Here is a 20,221-nt window from a genome sequence, read left to right on the forward strand (position 1 = left end):
CAATAACAAGCTTTATTTTAAATTCCTCACTATATTTGGACATAAAAAACACCCCCAAAAGTTAGATATACTACTCTAACTTTTGGGGGTAAGTGCCAGACTGGGCATTTTATTTAGAATAACCGATAATAAATAGCTTTTTATTTTAGAAAATGCTATGATACCTAAGAGGTACGTACAACTGATAAAGGGGAGTTAACCATGATACAAAATTTAGAAAAATATATTGATCATACGCTTTTAAAGCCAGATACAACAAAAGATAGTATTCTAAAGATTGTAGAAGAAGCGAAAGAATACAAATTTGCATCCGTTTGTGTTAATCCACATTGGGTATCCTTATGTTATGAGTATTTAAAAGATACGGAAGTAAAAGTATGTACAGTAATCGGTTTTCCATTAGGAGCAACGTCTACCAAAGCAAAAGTATTTGAAACAAAACAAGCAATTTCCGATGGTGCTACAGAAGTAGATATGGTCATTAACATTGGAGAATTGAAAGCAGGTAATGATGAATTTGTTAAGCAAGATATTCAAGCTGTAGTTGAGGCTGCTAAAGGACAAGCATTAACTAAAGTAATCATCGAAACATCGCTACTATCAGACGATGAAAAAGTACGTGCTTGTAAACTCGCTAAAGAAGCTGGAGCCGACTTTGTAAAAACTTCAACAGGATTCTCTGGAGGAGGCGCAACCGTTGAAGATATTACATTAATGCGTAAAACAGTAGGACCGGATGTGGGAGTAAAAGCATCTGGTGGAGTTCGTGACCTAGCTGGAGCAGAAGCCATGATTAGTGCGGGTGCAACAAGAATTGGTGCTAGTGCAGGAGTAGACATTATCAATGGTAATCAAGGGTCTTCTGATTATTAATGATATTGCCTAAATAATAGTAGTCTCAAACTGTAAGAGAAAGAAAAAAACACGAACAAGAAATAATCAGTTGACCGATGTTTCGTGTTATATTATAATTACAAAAGGCGTGTGATATGTCATTCGTCTTTATAATCTGTTTTATGCTTCGGAGGGAGGGAAATTAGCATGTCAAATACAACTCGCGTTCGTAAAAACGAGTCTCTTGAGGATGCTCTTCGTCGCTTTAAACGTAGTGTTGCAAAAAGTGGGACACTACAAGAATATCGTAAGCGTGAACACTATGAAAAACCTAGCGTTCGTCGTAAAAAGAAATCTGAAGCTGCTAGAAAGCGTAAATTCTAAAGAAGGTGCTAGAAGATGTCATTACTTACACAGTTGAACGATGATATGAAGCAAGCGATGAAGAGTAAGGACAAAGAAAAACTTAGTGTGATTCGCATGGTTAAAGCTTCATTACAGAACGAATCGATAAAGCTTGGTAAAAGTGATTTATCGGAAGACGAAGAATTATCAATTTTATCAAGAGAAATGAAACAAAGAAAAGATTCCCTCCAAGAATTTAAATCAGCTGGACGCGATGATCTTGTTGAAAAACTTGAAACGGAAATCAAAATCATTCAAGAATATATGCCTAAACAACTTTCAGATGAAGAGCTTTCGGCTATTATTCAAGAAACGATTCAAGAAACTGGTGCATCTTCAAAAAAAGATATGGGTAAAGTGATGAGTGCGGTTATGCCAAAAGTAAAAGGTAAAGCTGATGGCTCTAAAATTAATAAATTAGTTCAAGAATTCTTGAATTAGTATACCCAAGAAACCCTTGCTGATAGGCAAGGGTTTTTTACTTAAATGGGAACTTTAAAATGTAATGTGTTATTGGATTTTGCTTAAGACCGTCTTTTTTCCCTTATACATAATGGTGGTATGAAATTTATATCCTATCCTTTCTCATATCCCTACCGTTCCACCATCAAATTATGATACTATTTACTATAGTTAATAACCATTTTTTAATCTTTTTTGAAACCTTACATAGACTCACAACGTATGAATAGGTGTATAAAGGAGGTGCCATCATTGCCGAAAAAACGATTGATACTCTATATTGCCGTATTCGCTACTTTGTTTTTATCGGTATTTTCACCTAATACTGGAGAAGTTGCACATGCGGATGAACAGGGTGGGGGTAAGCTGATTTATGTCATCCCGATTGAAAATGATGTGGAACGGGGATTAGAAGCCTTTCTATCTAGAACAACTAAAGAGGCTGTAGAAGCTGGTGCAGATTACATCATTTTTGAGATTAATACTCCAGGTGGAAGCGTGCAAGCGGCTGATAATATTGGAACGATTATTGCTGATTTAGATATTCCAACAACATCATTTATTATTAGTCAAGCCCTATCTGCTGGATCTTATATAGCGCTTCATACCGATAACATATATATGACTCCAAGAGCTACGATGGGAGCAAGTGGTGTTATTAATTCAGATGGGACTGCGGCTGACAAGAAAGCACAGTCAGCTTGGCTAAAGGCCATGACTAGTGCCGCTGAGGCTGGTGGAAGAGACCCTCTATATGCAGCTGCCATGGCAGATTCTAGTATTGATTTACCCGAACTAGATGCACCGGAGGGAGAATTTTTAACCTTAACACCACAAGAAGCGGTGGAAGTCGGGTATGCTGAAGGAATTGTATCCCACCGTACTGAATTGCTGCATGAGCTAGGATTATCGAATGCAACTATTATTCAAACAGAAACTACTCTTGCAGAGAACATAGCTAGATTTATTACGAACCCAATCGTTATTTCCATCCTATTATCACTAGCAGGCTTGGGATTAATTGTTGAACTGTACTCCCCGGGATTTGGTGTGCCAGGTAGTATAGGAATAATCTCATTAGTATTATTTTTCTATGGTCATGTGGTTGCAGGACTTGCTGGGATGGAAGCAATTATTATCTTAGTTATCGGTATAGCACTTCTTATTGCTGAATTCTTTGTTCCAGGTGGTATATTAGGCTTATTAGGAGTTGGTGCCATAATTGGTTCAATCTTTATGTCAGGTGCTAATATTGGACATATGACGATAAGTGTTGCAATTGCTTTACTAGTTGTCATCATTGCATCTGTTATCTTATTTAGAAGAGTAGGTCTGGATAAAGGCGTGTTTCGTCATGTCATACTTCGGGACCGAACAACTACAGAGTTAGGCTATGTGTCCAATGAAAATCGACTTGAATTAATTGGTATGGTAGGTGTTACAGCGACAGCTCTGAGACCTTCTGGAGTTGCTATCTTAGGGAAAGACAGAGTGGATGTAGTATCGGAAGGTAGTTTTATTCAAGCAAATGTACCAATTAAAGTAGTAAAAGTTGAAGGAGCACGTATACTAGTTAGGGAATTATAAGGTTAATTAATAACCTATAAGATAAATAAACTTTAGGAGGAATTTTATATGGATCCACAAGAATACATTTTTCCGGTGATTTTAATCGCTGTGATCTTGATTGCAATTGCAATCCTATTTACTTTTATACCTGTTACACTCTGGATTAGTGCATTAGCTGCTGGTGTTCGGGTAGGTATACTTCAATTAATCGGAATGCGTCTACGTCGAGTGGTACCTAGTCGAGTAATTAACCCATTAATTAAAGCACACAAGGCAGGACTTGATGTTAAAACAAATCAACTAGAAAGTCACTACTTAGCTGGTGGTAATGTTGATAGGGTGGTAAATGCTTTGATCGCTGCACATCGTGCAAATATTGAGTTATCATTTGAACGTGCTGCAGCTATTGACCTTGCTGGTCGTGATGTATTAGAGGCAGTACAAATGAGTGTTAACCCTGAAGTAATTGAGACACCATTTATTGCTGGTATTGCCATGGATGGTATCGAGGTAAAAGCAAAAGCAAGAATTACAGTACGTGCTAACATCGATCGTCTAGTAGGGGGTGCTGGTGAAGAAACAATCATCGCCCGTGTTGGGGAAGGTGTCGTAAGTACAATTGGTAGTTCAGAAACACATGCAAAAGTTTTAGAAAACCCAGATTCTATTTCACATACTGTCCTTTCTAAAGGGTTAGATGCTGGTACAGCATTCGAAATTCTATCGATTGATATTGCAGATGTTGATATCGGTAAGAACATTGGAGCGATTCTACAAACTGACCAAGCAGAGGCGGATAAAAATATTGCACAGGCAAAAGCCGAAGAACGTCGTGCAATGGCAGTAGCGCAAGAACAAGAAATGGTTGCGCGTGTACAAGAAATGCGTGCGAAAGTGGTGGAAGCAGAAGCGGAAGTACCACTTGCACTTGCAGAAGCATTACGTTCTGGAAAATTAGGTGTGATGGATTATTTGAATTACGAAAATATTAATGCAGACACTGATATGCGTGATTCTATCGGAAAATTATCTAAAGAAAACAACGATGAGAATAAGTAATTTAGTTGCTATTAACAGGAAGGGGGGACATGATGGAAGAAATATTAAATTTTTTACCTCTCATTGCCATTATCCTCTTTGGGATTATTAAAGGAATGATTGGCAACAATGAGCAAAATGAGAAAAAGCAACGAACACCAAGTCGACCAACGAATGTACCTAGACCAAATCCTACCCCTTCAGGAGGTCAAGAGAGAACGCGGAGTACGACTCAAAGAACTGCTCCTGTGCAACCTTCTATTGAAGAACAGCAAAAGCTGCAAATGGAACAGTTAAAAAGCAGGATGAATACTGGATCTAAGGTGAATCTTGATGACATAAGTCAACAGGATGTGGGATTAGGATCTAGTATACAGGATGCGATTAAGCATCAGGCTACGGACAAGGTAGTTGAAAATAAAGAGAAATTTAAGAAAGAGGTAAAGACTGGCCTTAATCGACGTGGATTAGTACAAGGCATCATTATGTCGGAGGTGCTAGGCCCACCAAGAGCAAGGAAGCCTTACCAAAATGTAATAACAGAGAGAAAAAGACATATATCACGATAATGAAACCCAAAAGCATCCTTATGATGCTTTTGGGTTTTTTAGTTCTTATCTGTTTCGGTTTCTCATAAATATGTATGTGAGAGGGGGCTCACATCTGTGAAGAAATTACAACAACGATTACGACCATGGCTAGTAAAATACCTTGCACTGCCTTCTGATGTTGTAATGGAACTACCCAGAATAACGATTATTGGCCAAATACATGTATACATTGAAAATCATAAAGGACTCGCCGTATTCACGGACGACGAATTAAGGTTAAAAACAACAAAGGGCTATATCCAAATAAAAGGATCGTCATTTGTACTAAAGATGATGTTACCAGAAGAAATATTACTGGAAGGAAACATAACAGATGTTAAGTTTATTCCAGGATAAACGTTAGTTAATGGGAGGACGAAATGAAACAGATACAGGGGTCATATTTCAAGGGATATGTAAGAATTGTGGTAAAAGGTCGTTTGCCAGATCATTTTTTCCAAGCATGTGCCAATCGTGGTATTACCGTATGGAATATTAAAAGGGAAGGTAACGATACGTGTAGTGGTAATGTTAGGCTATCTGATATAGCTAGAATTAAACAATTAAGACGTGATAAAAAATATAAGATTACGTTTGAGCAACGGAAAGGTTACCCATTTATAATAAGTCGCTTTATAAGAAGAAGAGAATTTGTCCTATCGTTCGTGATGAGTATATTAATGATCCTTTTTATGTCTAATATCATTTGGAAAGTAGAGGTAACGGGTGATTTACCTATCGAAATCGAAGAAAAAATCGCCAAACAACTAGATGAGTATGGTATTCATCCAGGTGCTTGGATTTTTACATTAGATTCACCAGGAATTATCCAGCAGAAACTAACCAATGACATTCCTGAATTGCTTTGGGTTGGTGTGAGGCAAAAAGGGACAACCTTTCAATTAGAAGGAGTAGAAAAAATTGTTGTTAAAGAGGAAGAAATAGGGGGACCGAGGGACTTAGTGGCGACAAAGAAGGGTGTTATCAAGAAAATGTATGTCGCAAAAGGCTTACCAAAAGTGGAAATTAATGATTACGTGCAGCCTGGACAAGTTCTAGTTTCGGGTACATTAAATGAAATAGCACAGAATCAGGATAATGAAAAAGAAAAGAAAAATAACTCGATAGTCGTACCAGCAGAAGGTGAAATTATTGCTAGAACATGGTACGAAATGAATGTTAGTATTCCATTAAATCAAAATTATGAACTTGTTACTGGACAACAGGAGAAAAAATATTATTTAGGCATTCGTAACTTTAAATTACCAATATGGGGATTCGGATCACCTGAATATGAGGAGATTCACTATGATAGCGTCGAAACGCCAATAAAATTCATAAAATGGGATTTGCCGTTAAAAATAATCGAAACAACTTTAAGTGAAAAACAGTATCACGAGTTAGAACGAACGAAGGAACAGGCAAGAAAAGCAGGTATCGAACAAGCGAAAGAGGAGCTTCAACTGCAGCTTGGACCGGAAGCTAAGATTGTATCAGAAAAAGTTTTGCATGAATCTGTAGAGAATGGTAAAGTTAAATTAGAATTGTATATGACAGTTGAGGAAAATATTGCTAAAGCACAACCTATAACTCAAGGAGATTGAATATGCCTGATAATTTAAACGCAATTGATATTGAACTAACCAATCCAGAAGAGGCTCTCGAGCTTTTTGGGAATAATGACAGATACTTAAAACATATTGAAGAAAAACTTAACGTCTCTATTATAACAAGAGGAGAGAAAATTAGTGTTTCTGGAACTGATAGTGATATTGCAATTGTACAGGATATCCTTTTAACCCTTCTAAACATAGTCCGTAAGGGGATAACAATAGCTGAGCGTGATATTGTTTATGCGATTGAGCTTGCAAAGGAAGGTAGAATCAATCAATTTGAAACGCTATTTGAGGATGTTATCACAAAAAATGTGAAAGGAAAGTCCATTCGGATTAAAACCCTTGGACAAAAAAGTTATATAACTGCCATAAGAGAGAATGATTTAGTATTTGGTATAGGTCCTGCAGGAACAGGTAAAACTTATCTTGCAGTTGTTATGGCTGTTCAAGCTCTTAAGAATGGTCAAGTAAAGCGAATCATTTTAACTAGACCAGCTGTTGAAGCAGGTGAAAGCTTAGGATTTTTGCCTGGCGATTTGAAGGAGAAGGTTGATCCTTACTTAAGACCATTGTATGATGCCTTAAATGATGTATTAGGGGCAGAACATACACTACGATTAATAGAAAGAGAGACAATTGAGATTGCTCCTCTAGCCTATATGAGAGGACGTACACTAGATGATGCCTTTGTTATTTTAGATGAAGCGCAAAATACAACTCCTGAACAAATGAAGATGTTCCTGACTCGACTAGGTTTTGGTTCGAAAATGGTTATAACTGGTGATGTAACGCAAATTGATTTACCGAAAGGAAAAAGGTCTGGACTACATGTGGCAGAGAAAATGTTAGGTGCTATAACAGGAATTTCTTTTGTCCATCTTACACAAACAGATGTAGTGAGGCATCCATTGGTACAGCGAATCATTGATGCATACGAAAAAAGCAACAAGATTGATTAGTCTAGGAGACCCGTTTGGAGGGTCTTATTTCTTTATTTTTCGAAATAATGAATTACTTGATGGGAAATATGAAGATAAAGAGGTGAAATCATGAATTCGTTTAAGAATATTATAGAATATATTATGAAAACGCGAAGCAAATTTCTACGTATTGTTGTACCGATTATCGCATTAAGCCTTTATTTTTTTCTATTATCCTTTAATAATGTATATACGGAAACGTATGATATTGAGCCTCTCACAACGGCAAGAGAAACTATTCGTTCACCAATTACAATAGAAAATCAACAAGAGACGAAGAGGAAGACAAGAGAAGTTTATCAATCCGTACAGGATCGATTTGATATTTCAACAGAAATAGCCCAGGAACAGATTGGATACATAGCAGAAATATTTAATGCTGTAGAAAAATTAGAAGCGGAGTCCATGAAAGAGGATGATAGCGACGCACCAGTTCCTTTAAACAATCGTGAAAAAGTAGAACGATTAAAACAATTAATATCCAACAGTATAACGGAAAAAGTGGATGACAGTGTATTTCTTAGGTTAATTGATGTATCACCTGAGGAAAGAGAACAAGGGGAAGAACTGTTCATTACCTACGTTCAAGAGGTATACGAAACTGGTGTACGAACAGCGAATATGAATAGTGCCATCGAAAGTATTAAAGAAAATATTCGCTATTCTACATTAGATGATAATTTAATTGAGGCATTACAAGAATTGACCGAATTTGTTATTGTTGAGAACTCTTTCTACGATGCTGATAAGACAGAAGAGGCAAGAAAACAGGCAGCTAGTACGGTTGAACCAGTTATGATTAATGCTGGTGAAGTAATTGTTAGAGAAGGAGAGACCATTACAAACGAAGTATATGAAAAACTTCAATTAGTTGGACTTTTAAATGAAGACCGTAATGTATTTCCAGTTATCGGATTAGCTATTCTCATTTTATTGATTGGATCGATCATTTTTTATGAGATGAACCGAATCGATAATTATAAGAGATTGGATAAAGGAGCTATTGCTTCTATCTTATTAATCAGCTTTTTCGTTGTTTCTTTAATGAAGACGATTAGTCTATTTACGACACATGCTAATGAGCTCTTCTTTATTGTGCCTGTAGCAACTGGGGTTCTCTTAGTTAAGCAGCTAATCAATGAACGATTAGCTATCGTGTTAACGGCATTATATGCTATTCTTGGTGGTATCATATTTAATGGGCAAATACCAGGTACGCTTAATATAGAAGCGGTTGTCTATTTCTTTTTCTCACAATTTGCTGCGATCGTATGTTTAATGAATGTTAAGGATCGATTATCGATTGTTCGATCTGGTATCGGAATGTCCATTGCGAATATTGTTACGATACTATTATTTGTATTCTTGTCCTTTGAAAAATATTCATTAGCTGATTTATTACTTTTATCTGGATATGGTTTAGCCTCTGCCTTTTTATCAGCTGTCTTAACAATAGGCTTACTACCATTTTTTGAAACAGGTCTTGGTATACTATCTGATATAAAGCTATTACAATTATCTAGTCCTAATCAACCATTACTCAAAAAAATCTTAACAGAAGCTCCTGGAACTTACCATCACTCCATTATGGTTGCTAATTTAAGTGAAACTGCATGTGATGCAATTGGGGCAAATGGTTTATTAGCTAGAGTAGCTGCCTATTATCATGATATTGGGAAAACGGTAAGACCGCATTATTTTATTGAAAATCAATTGTCCATTAAAAATCCACATGACATGATTTCACCTGAGCAGAGTGCTGAAATTATTATACGCCATCCTTATGATGGTGCAGAACTACTCAAGAAGCATCGTATGCCTAAGGAGATTATCGATGTCGCAATGCAACATCATGGTACCACATTGTTAAAGTATTTTTATTTCAAAGAGAAAGAACAGAACCCAACAACAAGAGAAGCAGATTTCCGGTACCCTGGTCCGAAACCGCAAACTAAAGAGGCTGCTGTTATATCTATTTGTGACTCTGTAGAAGCTGCGGTGCGTTCATTACAGGAACCTACTGAAGAAAAAATTGAAGAAATCGTATCAAATATTGTAAATGAGCGATTAATGGATGGACAGTTAGATGAATGTCCGCTAACGATTAAAGAAGTGAAAATCGTCCATCAAACCATTTGTGAAACATTAAAAGGAATTTTTCACTCTAGAATCCAATACCCATCAAAGGAGGCAAAATAATGGATATAGATTTTCAAGATAATACCAATTCGGTGTTAGAAGATGAAGTTAAATTAATTACAGGATTACTTGAAATTGCTGCCAAAAAAGAAGCTGTACCGAATCATGCTGAGGTTTCGGTTACGTTTGTCAATAACAAGGAAATACAAGAGATTAATCGAGATTATCGTAACTTAGATAAGCCAACCGATGTTATCTCATTCGCATTAGAAGAAACAGCGGATGACGAAGTGGAAATCGTTGGAGAAGACTTACCGGTTGTGCTAGGTGATATTATCATTTCAGTTGAAAGAGCAAAAGAACAAGCGGCGGATTACAATCATTCGTATGAAAGAGAATTAGGCTTTTTAGCTGTGCATGGTTTTCTACATCTATTAGGTTATGATCATATGACGAAAGAAGATGAGAAGGTTATGTTTCAAAAACAAGAGGAAATACTAGGTGAGTTTAATCTTGGAAGGTAAAAGGAAATCTATTGGCTTTACATATGCCTTAAATGGGTTAAAGGAAGTGTTCCAATCAGAACATAACTTTCGCTTGCATATGCTATCGATTATTCTAGTGGTCATTGCCGGATATTATTTCGATATTGATACAATAGAGTGGTTGGCTGTTATCATTGTAATTGGTCTAGTTGTTACCACTGAAATGGTAAACACAGCAATTGAAGAAATAATCAACTATGTTAAACCTGAGATCCACCCAGCGGCTAAGAAGATAAAAGATATAGCAGCAGGTGCGGTTCTAATAGCTTCTCTCACGGCTATAATCGTGGGATTTGTCATCTTTATTCCGAAAATATTTTAGGAATACGAAGCAGTAACGAACTTACTTAGGAAAAATCCAGGCCTATTGGATATTCTTCAATAGGTCTGTTTTTTGTCTCGATAGATGTAAGCATTTCTATTTGTAAAGATTCCATCACTATAAGAAAGCTTACTTGAAGTTGTTACTTTACAACGAGTATTTGTAGAAAGGAATAGAGTATAGCACTTAGCTAGCTGAATAATCATAAAGTAAAGAATACGATAGTTGGTGACTTAACTCACAATTTCGCTAAAAAACGAGCAAATATGATCTTTTCATAATGAGGCTTATCGAAGCATATAATCTTTTTAAAGGTTTTGTCGATAACATGAAACAAGGAAGAATTTGTAGTATAATAGACCAAACATAGAAACGAAAATCGTAAAAATAAACTTCTTGGAGGAATTTCATACATGGAAAACAACTACAAATCAGGATTTATAGCTATTATTGGTAGACCAAATGTTGGGAAATCAACATTTATGAATAAAGTAATTGGTCAAAAGATAGCCATTATGAGTGATAAACCACAAACAACTAGAAATAAAATTCAAGGTGTATTAACCCAATCAGATGCACAATTTATATTTATAGATACCCCGGGAATACATAAGCCAAAGCATCGTCTAGGTGACTTTATGGTTAAAATTGCTGAAAATACATTGAATGAAGTAGATGCAGTACTGTTTATGATTAATGCAGAAGAGGGATATGGTAGAGGAGATCAATTTATTATGGATCGCCTTGAACGTGTGAAAAGTCCAGTCTTTCTTGTGGTAAATAAAATCGATTTAGTACATCCTGATAAGCTATTACCACTGATTGAATTATATAAAGAAAAATATGATTTTGAAGAAATTATTCCTATATCTGCATTGCAAGGGAATAATGTTACCCATCTTTTAGAAGTACTTAAAAACCATCTACCAGAGGGGCCACAATTTTACCCAGCTGATCAAGTAACGGATCATCCAGAGAGGTTTATCATTAGTGAATTAATTAGAGAGAAGGTACTTCATTCAACTAGAGAAGAAGTACCACATTCTATCGCTGTTGTAATAGAAAACATTGAAAAACGTGAATCAAATGCCATTTTTATACAAGCAGTAATTGTGACGGAAAGGAAATCACAAAAAGGGATATTAATTGGTAAACAGGGAAGCATGCTGAAGAATATCGGAAAAGAGGCACGCAAGGATATTGAAGCGTTATTAGGTTCTAAAGTTTATCTCGAACTATGGGTAAAAGTACAAAAAGACTGGAGAAATAAGCAAAGCCAATTATTTGAATATGGATTCCGCCAAGATGAATATTAAAGTTGGAAAAAATTATAACTAATTCTTTCTTTTAGAGTGGAGAAGATAAGCATATCCGGAACATGGATTGCCTGTCATGCAACCTATGTATCCAGATTAATTTAAGATGTAAGCAGTATTCTAACTTAGAAAAGATACTTGTAGAAAAGTATAAAGGAAGGTGTGTTTTCTTGTGATCGACTTAGTATGGAAATTATTCAGTCAAACAGGAAATATTGAGACCTATTTATTGATGAAAGAGTTAGAAAGTGAACCTCAAGAGCTAAATTTAGAAAATGGCTCAGAAAATAATCTGGAGAACTTACCGGTTGATTCAAATATGTAGCATGCAGTGATATAAAGGGGATTATGTATGCTAGAGAAAATAGATGGTATCATAATAAAAACAAAAGACTATGGTGAAACACATAAAATTGTTACGATATTTAGTAATAAAATAGGTAAATTTTCTGCAATTGCAAGAGGTGCAAAGAAACCAAAAAGCAGGATGGCTGCTGTTACGCAGCCATTCATTTATGGTCAATTTTTTGTTTATCTTAATAAAGGTTTAAGCAATATACAACAGGGAGAAATTATTGATTCCTACCGATCTATTCGAGAGGACATTGTAAAGACGGCCTATGCTGCCTATTTAATGGAATTGACAGATAAGTTACTCGATGAACATGTACCTAATCTAGAGATATATACACAACTAACGAAGACCTTGGAATGGATAAGTAATCATCATGACGTAGATATACCACTCATGATGTATGAAATGAAGTTATATCGGGCTGGAGGTTTTGCGCCTACGGTGGACTGTTGTGCACACTGTGGTGAGAAAAATCCTCCCTTTACCTTTTCTATGATAGAAGGTGGCTTACTTTGTTCGAAATGTCGTCATCTCGATCCGGAGTCTGTTCCATTATCGAATTCAGTCGTAAAGCTATTATATATTTTCTCCAGTGTTGGATTAGAAAGAGTAGGTAATGTATCGGTTAAAGAAGAAAACAAGTTATTGTTACGAGGATTGTTAGATAATTATTATGACCGCTATGGTGGGTATTATTTAAAAACTAGAAAATTTCTAAATCAGCTTGATAAGCTGCAATAATGACCTTTATATTGACAAATACCACACTAATAAAGTAATATGATACATATTTGATAGATTGTGATGAAAGAGAAGAGTACTTTCTGTTTACCATTAGTAGCGAATCCAGGGTGGTGAGAGCTGGATATTGGGGCAGTTAGGAATGGCGCTCTGGAGCATGACCCGAGTAAAGTGGCTTTATGAATCAATAAAGCAAATAGGGTGGAACCGCGGATTTAAACCCGTCCCTATGTCTATAAGTTATTTATAGGCATAGGGACGGGTTTTTTGATTTAGAGTAAGTGGTTCCCAGACTTAATACCGGTTGTTTATCCTTACCTATATGAGATTCGTGTTTTACTGAGTAAAGCGGTAGGAACGCTTAGGTCACTTCTCTTTTGAAAAGTTCATTACTAGATTATCCTAAAAAAACCTAAACGGAGGTAGTATTCATGAATATTCAAAACATGATCTTAACATTGCAAAAGTTTTGGTCAGAACAGAACTGTATTTTAATGCAGGCTTATGATGTTGAAAAAGGTGCTGGGACAATGTCCCCGATGACATTACTACGTAGTCTTGGTCCAGAGCCATGGAGAGTTGCTTATGTAGAGCCGTCCCGTAGACCAGATGACGGACGATATGGTGAAAACCCAAACCGTCTGTATCAGCATCATCAATTCCAGGTTGTGATCAAGCCTTCTCCAGATAATATCCAGGAACTATATTTAGATTCTTTAAAGGCTTTAGGGATCAATCCACTAGAACATGATATTCGATTTGTAGAAGATAATTGGGAAAATCCAACTCTTGGGGCAGCTGGTCTTGGTTGGGAAGTGTGGCTTGATGGGATGGAAATTACGCAATTTACATATTTCCAACAAATTGGCGGGTTAGAAGCGAATCCGGTAACCGTTGAATTAACGTATGGAATTGAGCGACTAGCATCGTATATCCAAGATAAAGAGAATGTATTTGATTTAGAATGGACAGAGGGCTTTACTTATAAAGATATCTTCAAACAACCAGAATATGAGCATTCAACTTATACATTTGAAGAATCTAATGTTGATATGCTATTTACATTATTTACAATGTATGAAGAAGAGGCAAAAAAAACAATGGAAAAAGGGCTTATTTTCCCTGCTTATGATTACGTACTGAAATGTTCCCATACTTTTAACCTGTTAGATGCAAGAGGTGTAATCTCAGTAACAGAACGAACTGGATACATTTCGAGAATTCGAAATTTAGCACGTAACATTTCAAAAGCTTATGTTGCGGAACGAGAACGTCTAGGGTTCCCAATGCTGAAGAAGGAGGAAAAATAATGGCAAAGAATGTGTTGTTTGAAATAGGTCTAGAAGAACTTCCAGCACGATTTATTGATGATGCCGAGAAGCAATTGGAAGATAAAACAAGAAGCTGGTTAGAGGAAGAACGGATTACCTATACAGGAATCGAAACCTATTCAACCCCTAGAAGGCTAGCTATTCTAATACAAGATATGGATGAAAATCAAGCTACGATTGAGGAAGAAGCAAAGGGACCTGCTATTAAAATTGCCAAAGATGAAGATGGTAATTGGACGAAGGCTGCTATTGGTTTTACAAAAGGTCAAGGTAAATCAGTAGATGATATTTATACAAAGGATATAAAGGGTACTACTTATATATTTGTTAAGAAATTAATTGAAGGGAAACCAACAAAGGATATTTTACCAGAGTTTAAGCGTATCATTGAATCTATCCAATTTGGTAAAAACATGCGTTGGGGCGAGCAATCGATGAGATATGCTAGACCCATACGGTGGTTAGTGGCGCTTTATGATAAGGAGATTATTCCGTTTACTCTTGCACAAGTACAAACCAATAATGAAACATTTGGACATCGTTTCTTAGGTGATAAAATTACGCTTCATCACCCTTTAGACTATAAGGAAAAAATGAAAGATAGCTTTGTCATTGTCGATGCAGATGAGAGAGAGAAGATAATTCTAGATGGGATCAAACAAATAGAGAATCAGCATGACTTTCTAGTGCCTATCGAACAAGATCTATTAGAGGAAGTAAAGAACTTAGTAGAATACCCAACAGTATTTGTTGGATCATTCGAAAAGGATTTCCTTCAATTACCTGAACAAGTGTTAGTGACGTCCATGAAGGAACACCAACGCTATTTCCCTGTAAAATCTAATTCTGGGGAATTGTTACCTTATTTTGTAGGAGTCCGTAATGGAGATAGTCATGCTATTGAAACAGTAATTAAAGGAAATGAAAAAGTATTGAGAGCCAGATTGTCTGACGCCCAGTTTTTCTATGAAGAGGATCAGAAGCAGACGATTGATTTTTATCAGGAAAAATTAAAGAATGTTGTTTTCCAAGAAAAGCTAGGAACCATTTATGATAAAGTTAATCGCGTAATCAGTATTTCTAAAAAAATAGCAGAGACTATTACAATTGATGAGAATGAAAAGAAACAGATTATGCGGGCTGCTGAAATCTCTAAATTTGATTTGATGACTAATATGGTAAGTGAATTTACCGAGCTTCAAGGTATTATGGGTGAAAAATATGCTCGGATATTTGGAGAAGATGAAGCTGTTGCAGTTGCTATTAAAGAACATTATATGCCGACAAGTGCAGGTGGAGAATTACCAAAGACTTTGGTTGGTTCGGTTGTAAGTGTTGCGGAGAAATTAGACACGATAGTAGGATGCCTTGGTGTCGGTCTTAAGCCATCAGGCTCCCAAGATCCATACGGATTGCGTCGTCAAGCAATTGGAATCTTACGTATAGCGAATGAACGAGGCTGGGAAATTAATGTTGCCGAACTATTTAACATTGCCGTTGAGCTATATGAATCCTTGATTCTAGAACATTTTAATATAGAATTGGTACAACAAGAATTACATGATTTTGTACAACAAAGAGTTGCCTTCGTGTTAAAAGAAAGAGGCATTGAACAAGACATCATTCAGGCTATAACTGGTGAGGAAATTGGTGTTATGTCAGCTATCATTCAGAAGGCTAGCATTTTATCATCAAAACGTAATGAAGAAAGCTTTAAACCGATACAAGAAGCTTTGGTTCGGGTATTGAACTTAGCTTCGAAAACGGATGAAATGGAAGTAAATGCTGCTTATTTTGAAACAGATTCCGAAAGATCATTATATGAAGCGTATGAGAAGATAAAACAGAGCTATCAATCATGGCTAGAGAAAGATAATTATCAGGAAGCATTCGTTCAACTAGAGAAGCTAGCAGAACCTATCCATCAATTCTTTGATAACAATATGGTTATGGCAGAGGATGAGCGATTAAAAACAAATCGTTTGGCATTATTAAATCGTATCGCCATTTTACTAAATAGCTTTGCAAACTTAAATGCGATCGAGTGGAAACAGCATTTTTAAAAAGTAGACATACTAATTTCTCTTTCCAGTGTAAGTGGGCTATAATATTATTAAATAGTATGTCTTATTCGGCGGGTAGTGAAGTATTACGAAATAGGCTACCTGCATAAGGAAAACTAATTGCATTCACTAAGAAAAAATGCAGGTTTTTCTAAAACCGTTGGGTGGTGTGAAATAGTGGAATTATCCAATCGACAAGAAAAAATAATAGAAATTGTTAAAAATAATGGTCCAATTACTGGTGAGCATATTGCAGAACAATTAAACTTGACTAGAGCGACATTACGGCCTGATCTTGCAATATTAACAATGGCGGGATTTTTAGATGCAAGACCTCGTGTTGGTTATTTTTACACTGGAAAAACTGGATCGGAATTATTAACAGAGAAGATTAAAAAGTTTAAGGTCCATGAATATCATTCGATACCGATTGTGGTGCAAGAAAGTGCTTCGGTATATGATGCCATCTCGACCATGTTCCTAGAGGATGTTGGCACATTGTTTATCGTGGATGAACATTCATGTTTAATTGGCGTTGTATCGAGAAAAGATTTACTACGTGCGGCAATTGGAAAGCAAGATTTAAGTGCCTTACCGGTCCATATTATTATGACAAGGATGCCGAATATTACCGTGTGCAGAAAAGAAGACTTGTTAATTGATGTAGCGAAGAATCTTATTAATAAACAAATTGATGGGGTTCCTGTAGTAAAGGACACACCAAAAGGTCTAGAGGTAGTTGGACGGGTAACGAAAACGACAATTACAAATGTCTTTGTCGAATTAATCACAGATAATCATATCTAACCCTAGGGGGATGATGCGAATGAATAGCAAAAAGCATGTTTTTATCCTATCTGATTCTGTGGGTGAGACGGCAGAATTAGTGATAAAAGCGGGATTAAGTCAATTTACACATCATTATGATATTCAACGAGTACCGTATGTTGAAGATATTAGAACAATTGACGAAGTTTTATTTCGGGCAAAGGATACGGAAAGTATCATAGGGTTTACACTAGTAGATCCAATGTTGCGTGATTATTTGAATCAAAAAGCAAGTGAATTAAATATAGAGGCGATTGATATTATGGGGCCAATGCTTCAAGCGATGGAACGTTTCTTTGACAAAAAGCCTCGTCAAGAACCAGGACTAGTTCATAAGTTAGATGAAGACTATTTCAAAAAGGTGGAAGCAATTGAGTTTGCGGTAAAATATGATGATGGACGTGATCCAAGAGGAATTTCTAGAGCGGATATCATTTTAATTGGTGTCTCAAGAACGTCTAAAACACCATTGTCTCAATTTCTTGCACATAAGCGATTAAAGGTTGCTAACATACCAATCGTACCAGAAGTGGAACCTCCTGAGGAATTATTTATGGTAGATCCAAAGAAATGTATCGGATTGCGCATTGAACCTATTAAGCTAAATGATATTCGAAAAGAAAGATTGAAGGCATTAGGTTTGGGAGATCAGGCAACATATGCCAACATTCAAAGAATTCACCAAGAATTGGATTATTTTAATAAAATTGTGGAAAGAATTGGATGTAGAGTTGTTGATGTATCTAATAAAGCAGTTGAAGAAACAGCAAACCATATTTTACGTTTAATAAAAGAATAATTAGTTTGTTAGGAGCATTGCTTTGGGGCATGCTCCTTTACTACGGTTTTAAAAAAGTAAAAAAAACTTGCATATTTTAATTTAATTAATAGTAATTTTAAAGGAAATGTATTATAATAATTTTTTGTGTAAAAATACTTGATATTGTATAGAATAGTACAAAGAAACTTTAGGAGATATTCTGAAAAATAAAACATTCATTTTAAAGAAGGAATCTGCATTTTTTTGTAGAATAGTATTATTAGACTTAACAAAAACAGTCTAGACTATGAATTTTAGGATTATACGGAAAAACAAACCTAATGCAAATCAAGATGACTTCTATATCCTTCTAAGCGTTTTTCATAATAGAAGGAATTTTTTTCGACTTTCTCAAAAAACTTGTCGAAATATGAAGGATTTTATTAGGAGGATATCGAATAAATAGTATATGAAATCCTGAAATCTGGTGGTTTATATGGCGAACCAAATATCTGATGAATTAATTGAACAAATTCGTAATGCTAATGACATCGTGGATGTGGTTGGTGAATATGTCCAATTAAAGAAACAAGGTAGGAATTATTTTGGACTTTGTCCTTTTCATGGTGAAAAATCACCATCCTTCTCTGTTACACAAGAAAAGCAAATCTTTCATTGCTTTGGTTGTGGAAAGGGAGGGAATGTAGTGACCTTCTTAATGGAGATGGAAAGTTTTAACTTTTTTGAAGCAATTAAGCATCTTGCGGATCGTTCTGGTATTGAGCTTCCTGAACATGCCATTAAACAAGAATCTTCGTTATCCAAAGAAAGTCAACAAGTACTTTCTGCACATGAATGGTTAACGAAACTGTATCACCATCTAATACGATATACGAAGGATGGGAAAGTAGGTTTGGATTATCTTCAGGAGAGGGGTATTACTAATGAAGCGATAGATACGTTTCAACTTGGGTATGCACCTAATACGAAGGATTTTACAGCTACATTCTTGCAGAAGAAAGGCTTTCATCAGCAAATGCTAGTAAAATATGGGGTTCTTACCAGGGGACAAGATGATTCCGTTACAGATCGATTTAGGGGAAGGGTTATATTCCCGATCCGGAATCATTTAGGTAGAACGGTTGCATTTGGTGCAAGGGCGATGGAAGGACAGGAACCAAAGTACTTAAATAGCCCTGAATCCGATATGTTTCAAAAAGGTAAAATGTTATACAACTTTGATTTAGCAAAGAAATATATCCGAAAACAAAATGAGGTTGTTGTGTTTGAAGGATATATGGATGTTATAACGGCATTTCAGTCTGGTGTCCAAAATGTGGTAGCTACTATGGGGACGGCGATTACCGAAGTACAAGCAAAGCTTCTTAGGAGATACGCGGAAACGGTCGTGATTTGTTATGACGGTGATAATGCTGGGGTGGAAGCTACTTATAAAGCGGCGAAATTACTTGAAGAGATTGGCTGTCAAGTGAAAATTGCGAGCTTAAAGGATAATCTTGATCCAGATAGTTATATAAATAGGTTTGGTGGAGAGGCTTTTAAGCGAGAGGTTATTGGAGCAAGCAAAACCTTTATGAGTTTTTACATGCAGTATTTAAAGAAAGACTTTAACTTAAGTCTTGAAGGTGACCGCCTGCAGTATCTAGAAGAGGTACTCAAAGAAATAGCTAATCTAGATAGTTCTGTTGAAAGAGAATTTTACGTAAAAGAACTAAGTACAGAATATAATATTTCAATGGAATCCTTATTAGGAGAAATAGAACAACACCGACAAAAACTCGGTACCAGTAAGGATAAGAGGGAAAAAGACAGATATACTAATAGGGTAGAAAAGTCAAGAGGTAAATTATTACCAGCTTTCCATAATGCTGAAAGACAGCTCTTGGCTTACATGCTTCAGAATCGGTCCATCGCTGATAAAGTTCAGGAGGATATTGGCGTTTCCTTCAATATTGATGATCATAAAATCATCGCTACACACTTATATGCGTTTTATGAAGAGGATAATCTGGAAGATGTTAGCATATTCATTGAACGTATAGTAGATGAGAAATTAAGGAAATTGGTTATTGAACTTGCGTTAATTCCTACCCAGACGGACATCAGTGATAGAGAAATTAATGATTATATACAGATTATTCGTAATGAAAGTAGTGCAGGAGTAAGCATTAAACAGCTAAAAGCCGAACAACGATTAGCTGAACAACAGAATGACCCAATAAAAGCAGCGCAAATTGCACTAAAGATAATAGAATTACAAAGACAAGTTAAGCATTTAAATTGATTTAAGTAGTATGGAAGGAGGG

The 20,221-nt window shown here is 36.0% G+C and carries 21 protein-coding genes and 1 other annotated feature; all 21 genes read left to right on the forward strand.

The window, feature by feature from the left end:
• Positions 1-201 precede the first annotated feature (201 nt).
• The gene (gene deoC / locus ACSKT4_RS10420) at positions 202-873 is read left to right on the forward strand and encodes a deoxyribose-phosphate aldolase (RefSeq protein ID WP_186869954.1); all 672 of its coding nucleotides are present in this window, start codon (positions 202-204) and stop codon (positions 871-873) included.
• A 168-nt stretch (positions 874-1,041) separates the two neighbouring features.
• Complete coding sequence (gene rpsU, locus ACSKT4_RS10425) at positions 1,042-1,218, forward strand: 30S ribosomal protein S21 (protein ID WP_042145999.1); 177 nt, start codon at positions 1,042-1,044, stop codon at positions 1,216-1,218.
• Between the two features lie 15 nt (positions 1,219-1,233).
• Complete coding sequence (locus ACSKT4_RS10430) at positions 1,234-1,680, forward strand: GatB/YqeY domain-containing protein (RefSeq protein ID WP_186869953.1); 447 nt, start codon at positions 1,234-1,236, stop codon at positions 1,678-1,680.
• 273 nt (positions 1,681-1,953) lie between these two features.
• A complete protein-coding gene (locus ACSKT4_RS10435; protein WP_465823378.1) occupies positions 1,954-3,288 on the forward strand; it encodes an NfeD family protein in 1,335 nt (444 codons plus the stop codon).
• Positions 3,289-3,336: 48 nt separating this feature from the next.
• Positions 3,337-4,329: a flotillin-like protein FloA gene (gene floA / locus ACSKT4_RS10440; protein ID WP_186869951.1), complete on the forward strand. Its 993-nt coding sequence runs from the start codon at positions 3,337-3,339 to the stop codon at positions 4,327-4,329.
• Between the two features lie 32 nt (positions 4,330-4,361).
• A complete protein-coding gene (locus tag ACSKT4_RS10445) occupies positions 4,362-4,877 on the forward strand; it encodes a hypothetical protein (RefSeq protein WP_186869950.1) in 516 nt (171 codons plus the stop codon).
• Positions 4,878-4,973: 96 nt separating this feature from the next.
• Positions 4,974-5,255 (forward strand): sporulation protein YqfC, encoded by a 282-nt coding sequence (gene yqfC, locus ACSKT4_RS10450; RefSeq protein WP_186869949.1) that lies wholly within the window; start codon positions 4,974-4,976, stop codon positions 5,253-5,255.
• 23 nt (positions 5,256-5,278) lie between these two features.
• The gene (yqfD, locus tag ACSKT4_RS10455; RefSeq protein ID WP_186869948.1) at positions 5,279-6,502 is read left to right on the forward strand and encodes a sporulation protein YqfD; all 1,224 of its coding nucleotides are present in this window, start codon (positions 5,279-5,281) and stop codon (positions 6,500-6,502) included.
• Positions 6,503-6,504: 2 nt separating this feature from the next.
• On the forward strand, positions 6,505-7,473 hold the full coding sequence (locus ACSKT4_RS10460; RefSeq protein ID WP_186869947.1) for a PhoH family protein: 969 nt from the start codon (positions 6,505-6,507) through the stop codon (positions 7,471-7,473).
• Positions 7,442-7,567 carry a hypothetical protein gene (locus ACSKT4_RS10465; RefSeq protein WP_255488111.1) on the forward strand — a complete coding sequence of 42 codons (126 nt, stop codon included), beginning with the start codon at positions 7,442-7,444 and terminating at the stop codon, positions 7,565-7,567. The genes ACSKT4_RS10460 and ACSKT4_RS10465 overlap by 32 nt, the downstream gene beginning before the upstream one ends.
• Positions 7,564-9,693 carry an HD family phosphohydrolase gene (locus ACSKT4_RS10470; RefSeq protein ID WP_186869946.1) on the forward strand — a complete coding sequence of 710 codons (2,130 nt, stop codon included), beginning with the start codon at positions 7,564-7,566 and terminating at the stop codon, positions 9,691-9,693. Before ACSKT4_RS10465 ends, ACSKT4_RS10470 begins: the two co-directional genes overlap by 4 nt.
• Positions 9,693-10,157 (forward strand): rRNA maturation RNase YbeY, encoded by a 465-nt coding sequence (gene ybeY, locus ACSKT4_RS10475; protein ID WP_186869945.1) that lies wholly within the window; start codon positions 9,693-9,695, stop codon positions 10,155-10,157. Before ACSKT4_RS10470 ends, ybeY begins: the two co-directional genes overlap by 1 nt.
• A complete protein-coding gene (locus tag ACSKT4_RS10480; RefSeq protein WP_343221424.1) occupies positions 10,135-10,500 on the forward strand; it encodes a diacylglycerol kinase family protein in 366 nt (121 codons plus the stop codon). Before ybeY ends, ACSKT4_RS10480 begins: the two co-directional genes overlap by 23 nt.
• A gap of 413 nt (positions 10,501-10,913) precedes the next feature.
• Complete coding sequence (gene era / locus ACSKT4_RS10485; protein WP_186869944.1) at positions 10,914-11,816, forward strand: GTPase Era; 903 nt, start codon at positions 10,914-10,916, stop codon at positions 11,814-11,816.
• Between the two features lie 172 nt (positions 11,817-11,988).
• Positions 11,989-12,141, forward strand: a complete 153-nt coding sequence (locus ACSKT4_RS10490) for a YqzL family protein (protein WP_186869943.1) — start codon at positions 11,989-11,991, stop codon at positions 12,139-12,141.
• Positions 12,142-12,168: 27 nt separating this feature from the next.
• Positions 12,169-12,912 carry a DNA repair protein RecO gene (recO, locus tag ACSKT4_RS10495; protein WP_186869942.1) on the forward strand — a complete coding sequence of 248 codons (744 nt, stop codon included), beginning with the start codon at positions 12,169-12,171 and terminating at the stop codon, positions 12,910-12,912.
• A gap of 54 nt (positions 12,913-12,966) precedes the next feature.
• Positions 12,967-13,144, forward strand: a binding site (T-box leader).
• 199 nt (positions 13,145-13,343) lie between these two features.
• The gene (glyQ, locus tag ACSKT4_RS10500; RefSeq protein ID WP_186869941.1) at positions 13,344-14,222 is read left to right on the forward strand and encodes a glycine--tRNA ligase subunit alpha; all 879 of its coding nucleotides are present in this window, start codon (positions 13,344-13,346) and stop codon (positions 14,220-14,222) included.
• The gene (glyS, locus tag ACSKT4_RS10505; protein WP_186869940.1) at positions 14,222-16,306 is read left to right on the forward strand and encodes a glycine--tRNA ligase subunit beta; all 2,085 of its coding nucleotides are present in this window, start codon (positions 14,222-14,224) and stop codon (positions 16,304-16,306) included. The genes glyQ and glyS overlap by 1 nt, the downstream gene beginning before the upstream one ends.
• A 177-nt stretch (positions 16,307-16,483) precedes the next feature.
• Positions 16,484-17,113, forward strand: coding sequence for a CBS domain-containing protein (locus tag ACSKT4_RS10510; RefSeq protein WP_186869939.1), 630 nt, complete (start codon positions 16,484-16,486; stop codon positions 17,111-17,113).
• A 19-nt stretch (positions 17,114-17,132) separates the two neighbouring features.
• The gene (locus ACSKT4_RS10515; RefSeq protein WP_186869938.1) at positions 17,133-17,933 is read left to right on the forward strand and encodes a pyruvate, water dikinase regulatory protein; all 801 of its coding nucleotides are present in this window, start codon (positions 17,133-17,135) and stop codon (positions 17,931-17,933) included.
• Positions 17,934-18,390: 457 nt separating this feature from the next.
• Positions 18,391-20,199 carry a DNA primase gene (gene dnaG, locus ACSKT4_RS10520; protein ID WP_186869937.1) on the forward strand — a complete coding sequence of 603 codons (1,809 nt, stop codon included), beginning with the start codon at positions 18,391-18,393 and terminating at the stop codon, positions 20,197-20,199.
• The last annotated feature ends 22 nt before the right edge of the window (positions 20,200-20,221 follow it).

Source organism: Ornithinibacillus liuyingii (assembly GCF_055550225.1).